15 protein-coding genes are annotated in these 15,846 nt (G+C 70.9%); 6 read left to right on the top strand and 9 right to left on the bottom strand.

Features of this window, described 5'->3' with window-relative positions:
• Both AN216_RS00710 and AN216_RS00705 read right to left on the bottom strand, forming a co-directional pair.
• Positions 1 to 2,078: nitrate- and nitrite sensing domain-containing protein (locus AN216_RS00710; protein ID WP_070194588.1), on the bottom strand; the 2,078-nt coding region annotated here is incomplete at its 3' end.
• Positions 2,079 to 3,176: 1,098 nt separating this feature from the next.
• Positions 3,177 to 3,425 carry a DUF397 domain-containing protein gene (locus tag AN216_RS00705; RefSeq protein WP_070194587.1) on the bottom strand — a complete coding sequence of 83 codons (249 nt, stop codon included), beginning with the start codon at positions 3,423 to 3,425 and terminating at the stop codon, positions 3,177 to 3,179.
• A gap of 75 nt (positions 3,426 to 3,500) precedes the next feature.
• Between AN216_RS00705 and AN216_RS00700 the strand changes: the two genes are divergently transcribed.
• Positions 3,501 to 3,974, top strand: coding sequence for an NUDIX domain-containing protein (locus AN216_RS00700; RefSeq protein ID WP_070194618.1), 474 nt, complete (start codon positions 3,501 to 3,503; stop codon positions 3,972 to 3,974).
• 167 nt (positions 3,975 to 4,141) lie between these two features.
• Here AN216_RS00700 and AN216_RS00695 read toward each other — a convergent pair whose 3' ends face one another.
• A complete protein-coding gene (locus tag AN216_RS00695) occupies positions 4,142 to 5,059 on the bottom strand; it encodes a maleylpyruvate isomerase N-terminal domain-containing protein (RefSeq protein ID WP_070194586.1) in 918 nt (305 codons plus the stop codon).
• A 131-nt stretch (positions 5,060 to 5,190) separates the two neighbouring features.
• Between AN216_RS00695 and AN216_RS00690 the strand changes: the two genes are divergently transcribed.
• Complete coding sequence (locus AN216_RS00690; RefSeq protein ID WP_070194617.1) at positions 5,191 to 6,105, top strand: GntR family transcriptional regulator; 915 nt, start codon at positions 5,191 to 5,193, stop codon at positions 6,103 to 6,105.
• Positions 6,106 to 6,208: 103 nt separating this feature from the next.
• Here AN216_RS00690 and AN216_RS00685 read toward each other — a convergent pair whose 3' ends face one another.
• Positions 6,209 to 6,415 carry a hypothetical protein gene (locus AN216_RS00685; RefSeq protein WP_070194585.1) on the bottom strand — a complete coding sequence of 69 codons (207 nt, stop codon included), beginning with the start codon at positions 6,413 to 6,415 and terminating at the stop codon, positions 6,209 to 6,211.
• A gap of 283 nt (positions 6,416 to 6,698) precedes the next feature.
• Between AN216_RS00685 and AN216_RS00680 the strand changes: the two genes are divergently transcribed.
• Positions 6,699 to 7,616, top strand: coding sequence for a winged helix-turn-helix domain-containing protein (locus tag AN216_RS00680; RefSeq protein ID WP_139140828.1), 918 nt, complete (start codon positions 6,699 to 6,701; stop codon positions 7,614 to 7,616).
• 161 nt (positions 7,617 to 7,777) lie between these two features.
• Here the strand turns inward: AN216_RS00680 and AN216_RS00675 are convergent, their stop codons facing one another.
• Complete coding sequence (locus AN216_RS00675; protein ID WP_070194583.1) at positions 7,778 to 8,086, bottom strand: hypothetical protein; 309 nt, start codon at positions 8,084 to 8,086, stop codon at positions 7,778 to 7,780.
• A gap of 155 nt (positions 8,087 to 8,241) precedes the next feature.
• Between AN216_RS00675 and AN216_RS00670 the strand changes: the two genes are divergently transcribed.
• The 3 genes from AN216_RS00670 to AN216_RS00660 all read left to right on the top strand — a co-directional run bounded on the left by AN216_RS00670 (position 8,242) and on the right by AN216_RS00660 (position 10,954).
• Positions 8,242 to 9,189 (top strand): C40 family peptidase, encoded by a 948-nt coding sequence (locus AN216_RS00670; RefSeq protein WP_107401858.1) that lies wholly within the window; start codon positions 8,242 to 8,244, stop codon positions 9,187 to 9,189.
• 254 nt (positions 9,190 to 9,443) lie between these two features.
• Positions 9,444 to 10,226 (top strand): phosphatase PAP2 family protein, encoded by a 783-nt coding sequence (locus AN216_RS00665; RefSeq protein WP_070194581.1) that lies wholly within the window; start codon positions 9,444 to 9,446, stop codon positions 10,224 to 10,226.
• A gap of 533 nt (positions 10,227 to 10,759) precedes the next feature.
• Positions 10,760 to 10,954, top strand: coding sequence for a hypothetical protein (locus AN216_RS00660; protein ID WP_070194580.1), 195 nt, complete (start codon positions 10,760 to 10,762; stop codon positions 10,952 to 10,954).
• A gap of 161 nt (positions 10,955 to 11,115) precedes the next feature.
• Here AN216_RS00660 and AN216_RS00655 read toward each other — a convergent pair whose 3' ends face one another.
• The 4 genes from AN216_RS00655 to AN216_RS00640 all read right to left on the bottom strand — a co-directional run bounded on the left by AN216_RS00655 (position 11,116) and on the right by AN216_RS00640 (position 15,679).
• Positions 11,116 to 12,417 carry an MFS transporter gene (locus AN216_RS00655; RefSeq protein WP_070194579.1) on the bottom strand — a complete coding sequence of 434 codons (1,302 nt, stop codon included), beginning with the start codon at positions 12,415 to 12,417 and terminating at the stop codon, positions 11,116 to 11,118.
• Between the two features lie 84 nt (positions 12,418 to 12,501).
• Positions 12,502 to 13,896 (bottom strand): FAD-dependent oxidoreductase, encoded by a 1,395-nt coding sequence (locus AN216_RS00650; RefSeq protein WP_070194578.1) that lies wholly within the window; start codon positions 13,894 to 13,896, stop codon positions 12,502 to 12,504.
• A gap of 203 nt (positions 13,897 to 14,099) precedes the next feature.
• Positions 14,100 to 15,170 (bottom strand): sugar-binding transcriptional regulator, encoded by a 1,071-nt coding sequence (locus tag AN216_RS00645; protein ID WP_244502257.1) that lies wholly within the window; start codon positions 15,168 to 15,170, stop codon positions 14,100 to 14,102.
• Positions 15,171 to 15,310: 140 nt separating this feature from the next.
• Positions 15,311 to 15,679: a metal-sensitive transcriptional regulator gene (locus AN216_RS00640; protein WP_070194576.1), complete on the bottom strand. Its 369-nt coding sequence runs from the start codon at positions 15,677 to 15,679 to the stop codon at positions 15,311 to 15,313.
• Positions 15,680 to 15,846: the final 167 nt, after the last annotated feature.

Raw genomic sequence — 15,846 nt, 5'->3', positions numbered from 1 at the left:
AGGGGTCCATCGGCGTGTGGCCCCGCGTGTGGCTCCTCGGCTCGCACCGCGTCGGCGCCCGAAGGTACGGCGCCGGTCGGACCGGTGGGCCGGACCCGTGCGCCGACGCCGTGCCGCGGCTCCGGCTCCGGGCACTGCACCCCGTGCGGCAGCATGACGATCGCCTTCGTGCCGCCGTAGTCGGACATCCGCAGCCGCACCCGCAGGTCGTACAGCCGAGCGAGGTGGCCGACCACGAACAGGCCGAGCCGGCCGTCCTGGTTCTTCGCCATCGCCTCGAAGGTGGGCGGCTCCGACAGCGCCTCGTTGGCCTCGGCGTACTCCTCCTCGGTCATGCCGGTGCCCATGTCCTCGATCTCCACGGCGACACCGTGCACCGGGGAGACGCTGGTGACGGCGACCTGGCTGCCGTGCGAGAAGGACAGGGCGTTGTCCAGCAGCGCGGCCACCACGTGCATGACGGCGTTGACCGCCTCCGGCCGCACCCAGACGTTCGCCTTGATCTTGTTGTCCACCCGCTCCGGCTCGTCCGTCTCGGAACGCGCGTCGTGAATCAGGTCGGCCAGCGACTTCGGCTCGGTGTACGGCTCCTCGTGACCACCCGCGAGAGTCTGCAGGTTGTCCAGGTGCCGACGGGCGGCCACTCCGGGATGGTCCACGGTGATCAGGTCCCGCAGCACGCCGGCGTTCCGGGAGTCCTCGCCGTACTTCCGCTCCAGCTCGGTGAGTCGGCCAAGCTGCACCTCGATCAGGTTCAGCGTGCGGGAGCTGGTGGTGGCCACGAACCGGGCGAAGCCGTTCCGGTCCTCCGCCTGTGCCGTCGCCATCCGTACGGCCGTGCGCTGCGCGTTGTTCAGCGCGAGCGCCAGGCCGGTGAACTCGTCACCACGTTCCGTCGGGGTGGGGAACTCCGTGTCCGTGTCGATCCGTTCGCCGGACCGCAGCCGATGCACCACGGCGGGCAGCCGCTCGCCGGCCTCCTCGGCGCTGCTCCGCAGCATCCGCAGCCGGTTGGTGACCGAGCGCAGGATGCCGATGATCAGCACGGCGAGCCCGATGACCGCCGCGATGCTCAGGCCGACCTTCCAATAGACCGCCTCCCGTACCTCGTCCGCGCGGGCGTAGCCGTTCGCCAACAGGCCCTGGGTGCGGCTCAGGTTGAGCTGCCCGAACTGCTTCGCCACCTTGACGTAGGCGTCCTGCCACAGCTTCAGTTCCCCGGGCAGCTGCTCGATGGAGCCGTCCTGCTCCACGGTCGGGGCGTTCAGCACCGCCCGCTCGACCCGCTGCACGGTGCGCCAGGCGTCCCCGCGCACGATCCGCTGGTAGAGCGCCTTGTCCTTCTCCGGCAGGTACGGCGCGATCCAGCGCTCGTACATCACCCGCTGGCTGCCGTACGCCTCGGCGAACTGGCGGCGGTGCTCGGCGGACATCCGGCCGGCGGCGCCCGCCTGGGCGATCAGCGCGTTCTCCTGGCTCAGGCCCTCACTCGCCCAGAACAGGCCTACCAACGCGCGGGACTCGACGGTGAGTTCCGGATCGTCCATGGCACTGAGCGCCTGGTAGAACTCGACCATGTCGGCCAGCAGCCCGGTGTAGTAGCCGGTGGCCTGGTCGATGCCGGTACTGCGCTCGTCGACGGCCCGGCGGTTCTCCTTGAGCTGGTCCAGGGCGTCGTAGACCCGCTCGACGTACTGCCACTTGTGCCGCTGGTCGGTCTCCAACTCGGTGCCGGAGAGCCGCTTGAACGAGGCGATGCCCTGGTCCGTCCTCGCGCGCTGCTCGTCCAGCCGCGCCTTGGCCTTCCGGTTCGGGTCGGCCAGGTAGGCCCCCGTCAGGGTGCGTTCGGTCTGCGCCGAGGTGAACAGCGGCAGCGAGGCCTCACCCCCCAGTTCCCCCGTCGCGCTGTCGTTGCGGAGGTTGGTCTGCTGCTCCCAGTCGTCCTGCGCGTCGAACAGGACGAAGCCCAGCAGACCGAGGATGGACACGGCGGCGACCAGCACCAGCCGCACCCGTACGGTCAGCAGGCGTCGCCGCCTGGGTGCGGAGCCGGAATCCGGGGGGAGGTTCGTGCTCATGGGTCCTCATCGTTCGTCGGGTCACCGCCGCGCCGATGGGGGCGGAGCGGCGGCGGTGCGCGGAAGCCGGTGGGTACGTCGCGGGCTTCCGGGGCCATGGGACGCGTGCGCGGGCGAGCCGGCGCACACGGGACCGGTGGGCCGCCGTGCCACGGGGGCCGGACAGGGGTGCCGGCCACCAACTCGGCCCCGCGGCACGCGGGTCGGGGTCGACGGTACGGCCGGTGGGGCGGGGGTGCTGGACGAGGATCAGGCGCTCCGTCCGGCCGGGTCGGATCGGCTCACCGCCGCCGGCGCGCCCAGGGCGGGGTGTGCGGCGCCTATCGAGCACTGCGGCATCGATGCTCCCTGTCGAGCGGGTGTTCCCGCGCAGGCCCGTCGAGGTGGGCGCGGACGGCGTTGCCGAGGGTGCTGTTCCACGGCCGCCGTACCGCGCGCACGCCAGGCACTGGGCGGCGAACACGTACGTACGCGGGGTGACCAGAAAATCGGGGAATACCGGACACTCCGCGCCCCATGCGAGGGTAGAATAACCGGAAGATCGCCTTCTGGAGTGGCCAGGATAGAAACCCTCACGGAATGTCGCACGTTGGGGTCAGCCGTCGAACTGTCCAGCGAGCCTCCTTGGGTGACAGGCCGTCACCCCGGGCCGTGGCCGCGGGCTCCGCTCGCGGGGTGCCGGGCCGCGATCACCGCTCCCGCTTTGTCACCAAGTGCCCGCCGCGCGTTCGATGTTGAGACCACGTTTGGCCACGGGCACCCCGTGGGACGGAAGTCTGGACGGCGAGGTTGGTGGTCCAGAGGGCGGTAAACCCCGCCAGGGGGTGTGTCACACCTCACCCATACAGTCGGAACTCCACGCCGAATGGGGACAGCTGAGGGCGCGTGACCACGACGGTCCGCTGCCCGACGCGGCGAACGTCGCCGGGAAGCACGGAGTCGCGATCACCCCTGAGGACCCGTAGAAGCAAGGAGCGGAGCCCGGTACCCGATGATCTCCGACGAGGAGACCTCGGAGTACACCGGCTCACGCGACGTCGCGGTCGAGGGAAACGACATCACGGCGTCACCCGCGCGCGTGGCGCTGGCGCCCCTTCCTCACCTCATGCCGTCCGGCCCCGTGTCGACATCCGCCACGAAGTGGTCGAACTCGTCGTTCTGTACGCCCAGCACGAAGGCGTCCCACTTCGCCTGGGTGGTGGTCACGACGTTGTCCGGGTCCCCACTCTGCCGTAGGTGGACCAGGTCGCCCTCGCCGGCGGCGATCTCGATGCACTCGGCGTCCGGGTCCGGGTCGTCGGTGGCCCGAATCCAGTTCAGGCCGCTGAGGTCCTTCGGCTCGCTCATGGGACGCAGCTTAGAGCCTCCGGACGGCAGGCGTTCGCCGGCATGGTCGAGGCGTGCCCGAGTAGCGTCGAGACCATGGAGAGGACACATCGGCCCGCTGTGCGGGTGATCTGCCTGGACGCTGCCCAGCGCCCGCTCCTTCTTCGCTGGCGTGATCCTCTCGACGGTGCGTTGCTCTGGGAGCCGCCCGGCGGCGGCGTCGAGTTGGGCGAGACCCCGCTGGTCGCGGCCCGGCGCGAGCTGGCCGAGGAGACGGGCCTGGACCCCGCGGCGGTCGGTGACCGGTCCGTGCCGGTGGAACGTGACGTCTGGTGGAACGGCACACGGCATGTGGGGCCGGAGGAGTTCTTCGTGGCCCGGTTCGCCGAGGAGCGGCCGGCGTTGAGCCGGGCCGGCCTCCTTCCCGACGAACGGGTCAACCTCCTCGGTCACGCCTGGTTCGCGTGGTCCGACCTGAACACCTCGGCGGAGCGGATCGAGCCGCCGGCACTGGTGTCCGTCCTCGCCGCCCTGGTGCCGGACGGTCCGTGGCGCGGTCCGGGGCCTTGAGGCTGGGGTTGGCGGGTCCGCGTCCCAGCCGGTCACGACACGTGGCGGGTCCGAGCGGGCCACGGGCGCGCGGCCGACGGCTCGTACGGGTACGGCCTCGTACGGCACGCCGGCCTCGTACGGCACGGGGGCTTCGTACGGCACGGGCGTGCGGCCGGGGCGCGCAATCAGCCGCCGAAGCTGGTGCGCGCGAGCCAGAAGTCCAGCAGCCCGGCGTCCCCGAGCACCTCCACGCGCTCGCTGTCGGCCGGCAACCGCCGGTAGAACACCCGCAACACCTCGGTCAGCGGCCCCCGCAGCGCCACCGTCGCGGTGCCGTGCGTGCGGTGCCAGCGCGGGCCGGTCGGTTCCAGCTCGATCAGCCACTCGGCGCGTACCGCCTCGTCGGCGTCGGTGGCGTGCAGATGGAGGCTGTCTCCGGCACGCTCCCGCAACTCCCGCAACTCGGGGTCGTCCTCCTGGGCTTCGGCCGAGCAGACCAGGTCCAGCCATTCGTCGACGCAGTCCGCGGCCACCTCCGGCGCCACCGCGTACGCGGTGGCGGTGGCGAGGCAGGCGTCCGCGCGGTGGATCACCGTCTCGTGGGTCATCCGGCGCGCCCAGAAGCCGGCCCGCTGCTCGGGTGCCCAGGTCCACACCCGGGTTTCCGGGCCGGCCTCGCGCAGCGCGTCCGCCAGCCGCTCGGCGCCCTCGGCCAACCAGGCGTCCAGCGCGGCCGGGTCCAACGCGGCGGCGTCGACCAGCTCCTCCTCCGCCGCCTCCGCTGGCCTCTGTGATGTGGCCGGGTCCGCTTCCGGGGCCGAGTCCCGGGCCGAGTCCGTACGGAGCATGCGGAAGCCGTCCGGTCCGGGACCGGTCAGCAACGGGACCGCCGCGTCCGGCACGTCCTCCTCCGCGCGGCTGCGAACGATCTCGGCCGACCAGCGGTGCGCGCCGCCGACGTGCACGGCGAGGTGACCGAGCGTCCAGTCCGGGCAACTGGGCACGGTCACGGTCAGATCGTTTCCGGCGAGGGCGTGCCGCAACAGTCGGGTCTGCTCGACGATCTCGGCGCAGTAGCGCTCGTGCTGGAGAGAGGGAGGCATGACCGGAGGATACGGAGTTGTGGGTCGTGCGGCACGCGCGTTTCGGCGCCGTCGGCGGCCGAATGGTCCCCCGAAATCCAGCCAGTGCGGACAACTGCTGCCCAATGGCAGGTTGTTGTAGGCTGTTGGTCGTGTCCGAGGACAGCGGTGGCGGCAGCGGGGCGGGCGGCAGACGCAGCCCGCACGACCGGGTCGCGGACGTCCTCCGACAGCGCATCACCGATGGTGAGCTGCGCGTGGGCTGGCAGTTGCCCACCCAGGCCGACCTCTGCGTCGAGTTCGCCGCCCCGCGTGGCGCGGTCCGCCGGGCACTGGGCGAGTTGGAGCGCGAGGGCCTGATCCGGCGGTTCGGACAGGGTCGACCGGCGGAGGTCGTCCAGCGCCAGCCGGAGCGTGCCGACCATCTCTCCGCCGGCCCCCTCAGCCGTCAGCGACTCCCCCGCGGAGCCGGCGTGGAGCTGACCGAGCGGGTCGAGCGCGCCTTCCAGGCCCCCCGGGTGCGGATCGACGCGTACTGCTCGACCGGCGAGACCCTGGCCTCGGCGCTCGCGGCACCGCTGGTGGCACTGACCGCCGGTCAGCCGCGCCCGGCGTCCGTACGCGTGCGGGTCCTGCTGCCCGACCCGGAACGGACGCTGTCGCTGCCCCAGGTCATCGGCGATCCCGAGGACCCACGGCCCCGGGAGCGGTTGCGCGAGGTCAGCGAGAACATCTGGGGCTCACTCCGGCACAGCCTGCGGATGCTGGAGGTGCGCGGACTGGTGCCGGAGGTCGTGGTGGAGGCGCGACGGGTGCCGATCACCCCGACGCAACGGGTGTTCCTGCTGAACGGCGAGGAGGTGCTGGTCGGCCACTACCAGGTGCTCTCGCGCTGGGTGGAGCTGGCGCGGGACCCGATGGAGGTGTACGACGTCCTGGGGCTGGACGGCATGCTCTTCCGGCACCGGGCGGTGCCCGGGGACCAGGTCACGGAGGCGTATGTGCGGCAGACGCAGTTGTGGTTCGACTCGCTCTGGGACACCATCGCCCGCCCCATGAGTACGTGAGGCGGGCCGTCCGACCGTGGGGTGTGCTGGTCGTGCTGGTCTGGTCCGGTCGTGCTGTGCCGCTCGTCGGTGTTGTCGTGCGTGCCGGTGTCGTACGGGCCGATCAGCCGGGGTCGGCGAGCAGCAGGACGAGCAGCACGGTGGCCACGCAGACGTGGTTCTCTCGTATCGGCTCCTGGCGCACCCCCCGGGTCAGCACCGTTACCAGCACGCAGATGGCGGCGCCGTGCCAGCCGGCGACCATCACCAGTTCGACGGTGATCCGGGACAGTAGTTCCAGAAGCAGTTCGGTGCGCAGAAGCGCTCCCATGGATCGCACCTCCTGTTGATCACTCTCCTTCGAAGCCGGAATACCTTCGGTCGGTACCCCTAATGGCAGGAACTCCTCAATGAGTCGCCGCCATCTTCCGCGTAGTTCGCTGGATGTATTACTTCCCCCGCCAATGGCAACCATCTGCGGACAGGCGAACCAGCCTGGCCGCGCGTTGGCGGCCATGTGATGGCATATGCCAGGCAACTCGTCGGCGTTCCGGGAGATGACCGGTGGACGCAGCCATCTGTCCCTGGCTGACCGCCAGTTGTAGCCTCACCGGGTGACTGCGAGGACGCCTGGTTCGGCGGACGAGGCCGACCGCGAAGGGGGCCGCGAGGCGCCCCGGTATCGCCAACTCGCCCATGAGCTACGCGCGATGATCCTGGACGGCCGTATGGCCGCGGAGCAGGTCCTGCCCAAGCAGAGCCAGCTCCAGCGCCGTTACGGCGTGGGCCGGGGCACAGTGCAGAGCGCGTTGCAACTGCTGCGGGACGAGGGCCTGATAGAGGAGGGTGTGTCGGGGAGAGCCGCCCGGGTGGCACGGCCGACCAGCACCCTCCAGCCGCTGGGGCACCACATCGCGCGGGCCTTCTCGGCGCGTCGGGTCTCGCTGGACGTGTGGGCGCTGACCGCCGAGCAGCTCAGCAAGGCCGTGCAGAACCAGGCCATGGACATCCGCGAGGGACAGCACCGGCCGGAGTCCATCGCCGTGCGGGTGCTGTTGCCCGACCTGGACACCCACCATCCGTACCCACGCAACGTCACCGACCCGGACGACCTCCGGCCGCTGCTGCGACTGCGGCACGTCATCCGTACGTACGCCGGCGCGCTGGAGCACTCGCTCACCGCGCTGGCGGAGGAGCAACTGGTGCCGGACGTACGGGTGGAGATCCGGGGGCTGCCGACGATCCCGGGTGAGAAGCGCTACATCATCAACGACGCCGAGATCCTCACCGGCTTCTACGGAATACGCCGCAGCAACATGTACAACAACCCGGACGGCGCCTCGTTGGACATCCTGGAGCTGTACAGCGACGGCAGTCTCTTCCCCGCCACGCGCGGGCCTGGCTCCCCGGCTCCGTCCGGTCACGGGCCGGACGGCGGGCCCCCGCTGGAGGAGGCGTGGTTCGACCAGGTCAAGCAGTGGTTCGAGACCCGGTGGGAACTGCTCGCCCGACCGCTGCCGTTGAGCGGCTGACGGAAGCGCCTGGGGACGCGGTCAGGCAGGCCGGCATGCCGGGACGACACGGCGCCACCCGGCGGGGTCCGACGCCCTCCCGCAACCGCGGCCTCGACACGACGCCCGAGCCGGCCGGGACTCCGCCCGGCTTGTTCCCTGTCTGCCGGAGCTCCACCCGGCTAGACCGCCATGCCGTAGACGATCGTGAACAGCGTGCCGAGCGAACCGATGATGAAGACGCCCGTCAGCCCCGCGACGATCAGCCCCTTCCCCTGCTCGGCGCTGAAGGTGTCGCGCAACGCGGTCGCGCCGATGCGCTGCTTGGCCGCCCCCCAGATGGCGATGCCCAGACAGAGGAGGATGGCGACCGCCATCACCACCTCGATCATCACCCGCGCCTCTTGGCCGAGTGACCCGAACGGCCCCCAGTCGGGGGCGATCCCACCAATAATGGTGGTGATGTCACCCTTTTCGGCTGCCAGGAACATGTGTAACTCACCGCCCCGATCGGAATCTTGGCGTGACCCGAAGTCAGGCGCGGACCACCCGCGCTGCTACGACTCTACCGTTGTCCTGTGACATCTCGCCGTATCTGGGGGAGGGTTGAGTCGTGCGGAAAGCTCTTCTGGGTGCCGGGATCAGCATGGGCGTGCTCTCCGGGCTGATGGCGATGCTCGTCCTCGGCACGTACGCCGCCGCGATGGCCATGCGGGGCGGCGCCGCGGCGGAGCCGCGTACGACCGGCCTGGCGGAGGGTTCCGTGCCGGCGGAGTACCGCGAGTTGGTGCGGGAGGCGGGGCAGACGTGCCCGGCGATCAGCCCGGCGCTGCTGGCCGCGCAGTTGTACCAGGAGAGCGGGTGGCGGCCGGACGCGGAGAGCCCGGCCGAGGCCCAGGGGATCGCGCAGTTCATCCCGGGCACCTGGGCGACGCACGGGGTGGACGGTGACGGCGACGGTGACAAGGACGTCTGGGACCCGAGGGACGCCATCCCGTCCGCCGCCGCGTACGACTGCAAGCTCGCCCAGTACGTCGAGGACGTGCCCGGGGACCCGACCAAGAACATGCTGGCGGCCTACAACGCGGGGGCCTACCGGGTGATCCAGTACCAGGGCGTGCCGCCGTACACCGAGACGCAGAACTACGTGGACGTCATCACCAAGCTGGAGAAGAGCTTCGCCAAGCACCAGGGCCGGCTCGACCCGTCCAAGAAGGCGGCGGAGGCCATCGCGTACGCGCAGGACAAGCTCGGCACGCCGTACCTCTGGGGCGGAGACGGGACAGCGGAGGACGAGGGCCGGTTCGACTGCTCCGGGCTGTCGAAGGCCGCGTACGACTCGGTCGGGATCGAGTTGCCGCGCGTGGCGAACCGCCAGTGGAACACCGGACCGCACCCGAAGCGGGACGAACTGCTGCCGGGCGACCTGGTCTTCTTCGCGCACGATCTGGAGGACCCCAACTCCATTCACCATGTCGGCATCTACGTCGGAGGCGGATATATGATTGACGCGCCCTACACCGGGTCGAAGATTCGCTTCGATCCGATCGACTCCCCGGACTACTTCGGAGCCACCCGGCCCACCGCCGGGTAAGGGTTGTCGGGACAGCCGTGAGGCGGAAGCCGCGTGCGTCGGGAGCCGTCCACGGGGCGTGCCACCGAGTCGCGCGAGCGATCACCCTTCGATAACGTCCCGGTGATCTTTCGGTGGAAAGGGGAACGGCCGACGGGCCGAAGGGCGTTCTCTTGAGCGGAACGGGCATTCCGTCGTGGGACGGTGCGCGGATCACGGGGGTAGGGAATCGGTAGTCGCAGTTCGACACAGCGGATGAAGAAGGGGTCGTACCGATGACTGGATGGGACAACCCCGATGTCGATCTGCTCTACGACATCAACGGTCTGGCCAAGGACGCCCCCGGCTGGTCCGACCTCGTCATGGAGTACGTCGGGGAGTACGGCACCATCGTCGCCCTGATGGTTCTCGGGCTCTGGGCCTGGTGGTCCGTACGGCGACTGCCCACCCGGGAGGCCGCGGTGAGCGGCGGCGCCGCGCTGATCTGGACGCCACTGGCCGCCGGGGTCACCCTGCTGGTGAACATCCCCATCCGGCACCTGGTGGAGCGACCCCGGCCGTTCCTCGACCACGACGGGCTGGAAGTGCTGGTGCACGGCAAGGAGGACTTCTCCTTCGTGAGCGACCACGCCGCGATGGCGATGGCGCTGGCCGTCGGGCTGTTCGTCGTGAACCGTCGGTTCGGGCTGATCGGTATCGCCGTCGCGGTGGTCGCCGGCTTCTGCCGGGTCTACATGGGCGTGCACTATCCGACGGACGTGATCGGCGGCCTGGCGCTCGGCACGGCCGTGGCGCTGCTGCTGGCCCCGGTGGCGCTCTGGCTGCTCACCCCGCTGGTGCGGACGATGGCCGGCTCGGAGCGGACCGGCCGGCTCGTCTGGGCCGGGCCGCCGGCCGGCGGGGGCGGTGCGGAGGGCGCGGGTGACCCGGGTGACGCGAGCGGTACGGCGTCCGGCGCCGGGGCCTCGGCGAGCGGGGGCCGGGAGAACCGCTCGGGACGTGCGCCTGGTTCCCGGCGTAGCGGGCGGGGCAGGCACGACCGCGACCTGGCCGCCTGACGGTCTGACGGCCGGCCCGGCGGCTGCCTCACGGGGCCTCTAGCCCGCCGAGTGCGTGGCTCCGTCCGTACGGGACAGGTCGCGGGAGCGGCGGGCTGGCCCGCGCCAACCACAGTCGCAGCGGGCGTGTGAGAAGGCCCCGCGTTCCACGGTGCTCGTGGAGTGCGTGGCGGCTGGTTCGGCTGGTTCGAGCGCGTCCGCGGAGTCCGCGGCGTCCGGCGGCGCGTGACCCGCAGGGGGGCCGTCGCCCGAGACGGGTTCGCTGAGGGGACCGGGATCGACTGCCGTGCTTCCGGCCGTGCCGCGGGCTCTGTTCTCGGGGCGCACCTGCTCACCGTACTGCCCGAGACCCGGAGGGGGGAGACGGCCCACGGGGGCCGGTGGCGTGGGCCGGAGCGCCGGTCGGCGGTGGCGGCGTGGCGAGCGCTCGCGAACCCCGGGAAATGGTTCGGAAGTGCCATACGCGGCGGGGCCGGTGCTCCCTACCCTGGGGGCGGAGCATTCCCGCGCTTCCCGTACGAGGAGGTGAAGCGGTGTCCGGACCGAGCGTGGTGCAAGACCCGGTGGCTCTCGCCGAGATAGAACTCTGCGGCGAGCTGATGATCGAGGCCGCTGCCGCGGACCTGGCTGGTGACGAACGGCTCAGCGTGGCGCGTATCGACGAGGTGCTGCGCGTGGCGCCGCCCGGGTGGCAGGACACGGACGCGCTGTCCTGCGCGCGTGCCTGAAAGGGACAGGGGGACCGGCCACGTAGGTGAGAAACGGCCTTTCGGAAAGGGAGTTCGCGTCACGGCGGGTACCGAGCCGAACTCCCTCGCCACCGAATCCCAGGGCGGGCGCCCGGACCGCCCTGGGATTCGGTGGCGTCCACCGGCCGGCACGGACGGGCTCAGGACGCGGCGGCGGCCTCCTTGCCGGGCCGGGAGGCGTCCTCTACGAAGGACAGGTGCCGGCCGTCTCGGAGACCGGACATCCCGATCAGCGAGAGCCCGCACAGGAGGATCATCAGGGTGGACAGCGCCCACGTGTCCCCGGTGAGCGAGGTCAGGGCCGCGGCGACGAAGGGCAGTGTGCCCCCCGCCAGCGCGGCGGCGAACTCCCGACTCACCGCCACACCGGTGTACCGGAAACGGGTGTCGAACTGCTCGGGGAGCATCGCCGCCTGGGAGCCGAGCATCAGGTCGTTGGCGACGGTGAGCAGCAGGGTCATCGCGATCCACACCACCCAGGAATGGCCGGTGTCGAGCAGCCAGAAGAAGGGGAACGCGAGGAGCGCACACAGCACGGCTCCAGAGGCGAAGACCGGCTTCCGGCCCCACCGGTCCGAGAGCGCCCCGGACAACGGAAGGGTGACCATCTTGACGGAGTTGGCGATCAGCAGGCCGACGGTGCCCACGCTGGCGGCCATGCCGAGGTCCTCCTCGATGTAGGTGAGGGCGTAGACGCTGGGTACGTAGGTGGCGACGTTCGGACCGATGTTGGTGAGCAGGCACCGCAGCAGCGCCCGCGGCTCGCTGCGTACGAGGTCCAGGGCCGGGAAGGACGTGCGGGCGCCCTGCTCCCTCGTCTGGTCGAACGCGGGCGTCTCGGCCACCCGCATACGGATGTACAGGCCCACCGGCAGGATGAGGATGCTGATCAGGAAGGGGATTCGCCAGCCCCAGGAGGTGAACTGGTCCTCCGGGAGCATGGTGAAGGGCGTGAACACGGCGGCGGCCAGGATGACGCCGATTCCGTTGCCGGTGGGTGGAATGGCCGCGTACAGGCCCCGCTTGCGGGGTGGGGCGTGCTCAGCGGCCATCAGCGCCCCACCCGCGTACTCCGCTCCGGCGCCGAGACCCTGCAGGACGCGGAGAAACACCAGCAGCGCCGGGGCGGCGAGACCGATGCTGTCGTAGTCGGGGATCAGACCCATGAGGGTGGACGCCACCGCCATCAGGCAGAGCGTCACCACCAGCACCTTCTTCCGGCCGATCCGGTCACCGTAGTGCCCGAAGAGGAGGCCGCCGAGGGGACGGGCGAAGAAGCCCACCGCGAACGTGGCGAGGGCGGCCAGGGTCCCGACCATCGGATCGTGGCTGGGAAAGAAGACCTTGTCGAAGACCAGCGCGGCGGCGGTCCCGAAGAGCATGAAGTCGTACCACTCCAGGGCGGTGCCCACGGTGCTGGCGCTGACGACGCGACGGATCATGGCATGTCCATTCGTTCGGGGGTGCGCTGTGTCCGGTACGGGTGGGTGTGGGTGCGGTCGCCGGTGCGGGCCGGTGCCGTGCGGTCAGTCGGCGAGACCGGACTCGAAACGGGGTCCCAGGTAGGCGCCCTGGTCGAGCAGCCGGCGCTGGAGAGCGGGCACGTCGACGGCGCGGGGCGGCACTCCGTCCCGCTGGGCGAGGGCCGCGGCGGCCCCGGCGGCCTCGCCCATCGCGAAGGACGGGGGCATGACGCGGATCGCGGCGAGCGCCTCGTGGGTCGCCGAGACGGAGCGGCCGGAGAGCAGCAGGTTGTCCAGATCCAGGGGGACCAGGCTGCGGTACGGGATCTCGTAGATGTTGGCGGTGGGCGGGATGTCGTCGTCGAAGGGGCCGTTCGGGCCGGTGGGGCTGTGGATGTCGACGGGGTACCCGGCCACCGCGATGGTGTCCTCGAAGGCGTGGCTCCGGGTCAGTTCGTCCAGGGTGAGGAGATGCTCGCCCCGTACCCGCCGGGTCTCGCGTACGCCGATGGTGGCGGCCGTGTCCAGCAGCCCGCAGTCCCGCATCCCAGGCAGCCGCTCGCGGAAGAACCGCAGCAGCTCGACGACCTGGTGGCGGGCCGTGATCTCGCCGCTGGTGAGATCGTCGGCGTCGGTGCCGTCCAGCCCCAGCACCCGCGTGGTGTTGATGCGCCACACGCCCGGCTGCAAAGTCTTGAACAGTTGGATGCCCCGGCGGGGAAGGGTGAACGAGCCGTCCTCGGTCGCCTGCTCGACCAGCCCCTGGAAGGGGAACCGCTCGTCGGGATGCGCGTCCTGGTAAGCCCGCACGGCCGCGTCGTCGACACCCTCCACCCGGAAGAAGAGCGTCATCGGCTGCGTCTGGCCGTCCCCGTCCCGGCCCACGTCGAAGCCGGCACCCGCGCGGGCGGCGACATCGCCGTCCCCGGTGCAGTCGATGACGGTGGTGGCGGGGAGCACTCCGAGGCCACTCTTGTTGCCCACCACCACACCGGTCACCCGACGCCCGTCCGTGAGGGCGTCCACCGTGAAGGTGTGCAGCAGCAACCGGACCCCGGCCTCCTGGCACATGTCCAGTGCGACCAACTTGGCGGCCTCCGGATCGAAGGGGGTCACCGCCTCGTGCCCGTACACCATGAAGCCCGAGTAGGGGCTGCCGGAACGGGTCTCGGAGGGGTGCACCGCGCCGTCCATCTTGACCATGCGCTGGACGAACTCGTCGAAGACGCCGCGTACGAGCTGCGTCGTACCGTCCAGTGAGAAGGACGTCATGCAGGGGCCGACCAGTCCGGCGGTGAGGTTGCCGCCGAGAAAACCGAACCGTTCCACGAGTCGGACCGAGGCCCCGTTGCGGGCGGCGGACAGCGCCGCGCCCAGCCCCGAGGGGCCACTCCCCACGACGAGGACGTCGGTGGGCTCGGCCACCGGCAGCTGGCGGGTGTAGGCATGACTGGGCATGGCGGACAGACCTCCGGAAGGGGGTGGATGAGGGGGTCCCGCTCCCGTTCGGCGGCTCGCGGGCCCGAGGATGCTCGTCACCATGCCCTGTCGTGCGCACGTTTCACCAGGGCCACGCACACCTGTGCACGCTGACTCGATCGTGCGTCTGACCAGTGCGTACCGGCTGGAGGCAGCCGGCGGGCGGCGGCGGTGCGGGAGCCTTACCGGTCAGCCGGGGGCTGGGCGAGGCTGTCCAGCAGGAGGCCGGCGGTGCGTTCGTCGATCACCAGGTGGGTGATGTACCCCCCGGCCAGGGCGGCGCGCAGGGCTTCGATCTTGTGGTCGCCGGAGACGGCGCAGATGCGGTGGCCCACTTCGCGGAAACGGTCGAGATCCGGGCCGCTGGTGCGTTCGTTGAGGCGTACCCCGTGGTGGCTCCCGTCGGAGCGGAGGAAGACGGTGGCGATGTCGCCCACCGCCCCGTCCTCGGCGAGGGAGACGAAGTCGGACTCGTCCAGGAAGTAGCCGGCCAGATAGGGGCTGCTCGGCGTCCCGTCCGTGACCGTCCCCACGCTGAACAGGGCAGCGTCGGCGGCCTGCTGCAACTCGGTGGCCCTGCGCACGACGCGTTCCTCGAACAGCGCGCGCTTGGTCGCCGCCGAGTCGAAGAACAGGGGCGCGGGCAGCTGCTGGACGACCGCGTCGAAGGCGGCACCGAACGCCGAGAACATCTGGTGGGAGTAGTGGGTGCCGGTGGCCCGGGAGTTGCCCGCCCCGTTCAGCTGCACGAACTGGCAGTTGTGGAGCGGCTTGGGGAACAGACAGCGGCTGATGGCGTTCACCATGGTTCCCCAGGAGAGACCGATGACCATGTCGGAGTCGAAGACGGAGTTGATCACCCGGGCGGCCTGGATGGCGGTCAGCTCCAGCCGCTCGACGTTGGTGGCGGACTCCGGGACCCGAGCCACGTGGGCTCGTACGTCGAAGTGTGCCCGTAGGTGCCGCTCGGCCACGCTCACCCGGGACTGGGGGCGGTGTATGTGGATCTCGACCAGGCCGGCGTCCCGGGCGTAGCTGAGGAGCCGGGAGACGGTGGAACGGGAGGTCCCGAGATCCCTGGCGATGGCGCCCATGGTGGAACGCTGGAGGTAGTACTGCTGTGCGGCGCGGAGGGCGGTCTCCACCTTCCCGTCCGCCGGGAGATCGAGCGCCTCGGGCTCGTACAGGTCGGGGTCCCCGTCCTGTTCGAGGGGCCGGCGGGGATTCGGCCCGGGAGTGTCCGCGGGTCCCACGCCCGTCATCCTAGTGCCGCCGCCCCCGAGCAGGGGAAGGTCGGCGGACGCCAGCTCCGTACGCCTGGCGGCGCGCTCGTATGGGCAGCCGCGGGCGCCTGGACCGTGCCGCGCCTGGACCGTGCCGCGCGCCCCGGGCGTCAGGTGCGCAGGAGCCGGGCGATCGCGGCCGTGGCCTCCTCGACCCGCTCGTCCATCTCGGCGCCACCCTCCAGCGCGGCGTGGGCCACGCAGTGTCGCAGGTGCTCCTCGAGGAGCTGGAGGGCGAAGGACTGGAGCGCCTTGGTCGATGCGGAGACCTGGGTGAGTATGTCGATGCAGTAGACGTCCTCGTCGACCATCCGCTGCAGCCCGCGGATCTGCCCCTCGATCCGCCGCAGGCGCTTGAGGTGCGCGTCCTTGTCCTTGCTGTACCCGTGCTGGCCGGTTTCCGCGTGAGCGGAGCAACAGTCGGCGGTGAGGGTTCCGGGAGTGTCCGGGGCCTTGGTGAGGGAGTCATTCTCGGCCATTTTGGCGTGGCCTCCAGGGCGGGTGCGGGCGAGAGATCCGAGCGACAGAGAGGGCCTCTATACCCCCTGTCGGTATACCATACCGAATTCGCGGAGCCGGTGTGGAGCGCGTGGGCTCGTACGCGACACTGGGAAGGCTGGGTTAGCCGTGGCCGGAGGATGCGCTT

The organism is Streptomyces oceani, assembly GCF_001751245.1.
Classification (GTDB): domain Bacteria; phylum Actinomycetota; class Actinomycetes; order Streptomycetales; family Streptomycetaceae; genus Streptomyces; species Streptomyces oceani.
This window is presented reverse-complemented; position numbering and strand designations above follow the sequence as displayed.

Bases quoted from the DNA above. Each gene is read 5' to 3' on its own strand.
- AN216_RS00700 (WP_070194618.1), top strand. From the start codon at position 3,501: ATGGAGAGGACACATCGGCCCGCTGTGCGGGTGATCTGCCTGGACGCT.
- AN216_RS00705 (WP_070194587.1), bottom strand. From the start codon at position 3,425: ATGAGCGAGCCGAAGGACCTCAGCGGCCTGAACTGGATTCGGGCCACC.
- AN216_RS00675 (WP_070194583.1), bottom strand. From the start codon at position 8,086: ATGTTCCTGGCAGCCGAAAAGGGTGACATCACCACCATTATTGGTGGG.
- AN216_RS00640 (WP_070194576.1), bottom strand. From the start codon at position 15,679: ATGGCCGAGAATGACTCCCTCACCAAGGCCCCGGACACTCCCGGAACC.
- AN216_RS00695 (WP_070194586.1), bottom strand. From the start codon at position 5,059: ATGCCTCCCTCTCTCCAGCACGAGCGCTACTGCGCCGAGATCGTCGAG.
- AN216_RS00650 (WP_070194578.1), bottom strand. From the start codon at position 13,896: ATGCCCAGTCATGCCTACACCCGCCAGCTGCCGGTGGCCGAGCCCACC.
- AN216_RS00685 (WP_070194585.1), bottom strand. From the start codon at position 6,415: ATGGGAGCGCTTCTGCGCACCGAACTGCTTCTGGAACTACTGTCCCGG.
- AN216_RS00655 (WP_070194579.1), bottom strand. From the start codon at position 12,417: ATGATCCGTCGCGTCGTCAGCGCCAGCACCGTGGGCACCGCCCTGGAG.
- AN216_RS00670 (WP_107401858.1), top strand. From the start codon at position 8,242: ATGGGCGTGCTCTCCGGGCTGATGGCGATGCTCGTCCTCGGCACGTAC.
- AN216_RS00665 (WP_070194581.1), top strand. From the start codon at position 9,444: ATGACTGGATGGGACAACCCCGATGTCGATCTGCTCTACGACATCAAC.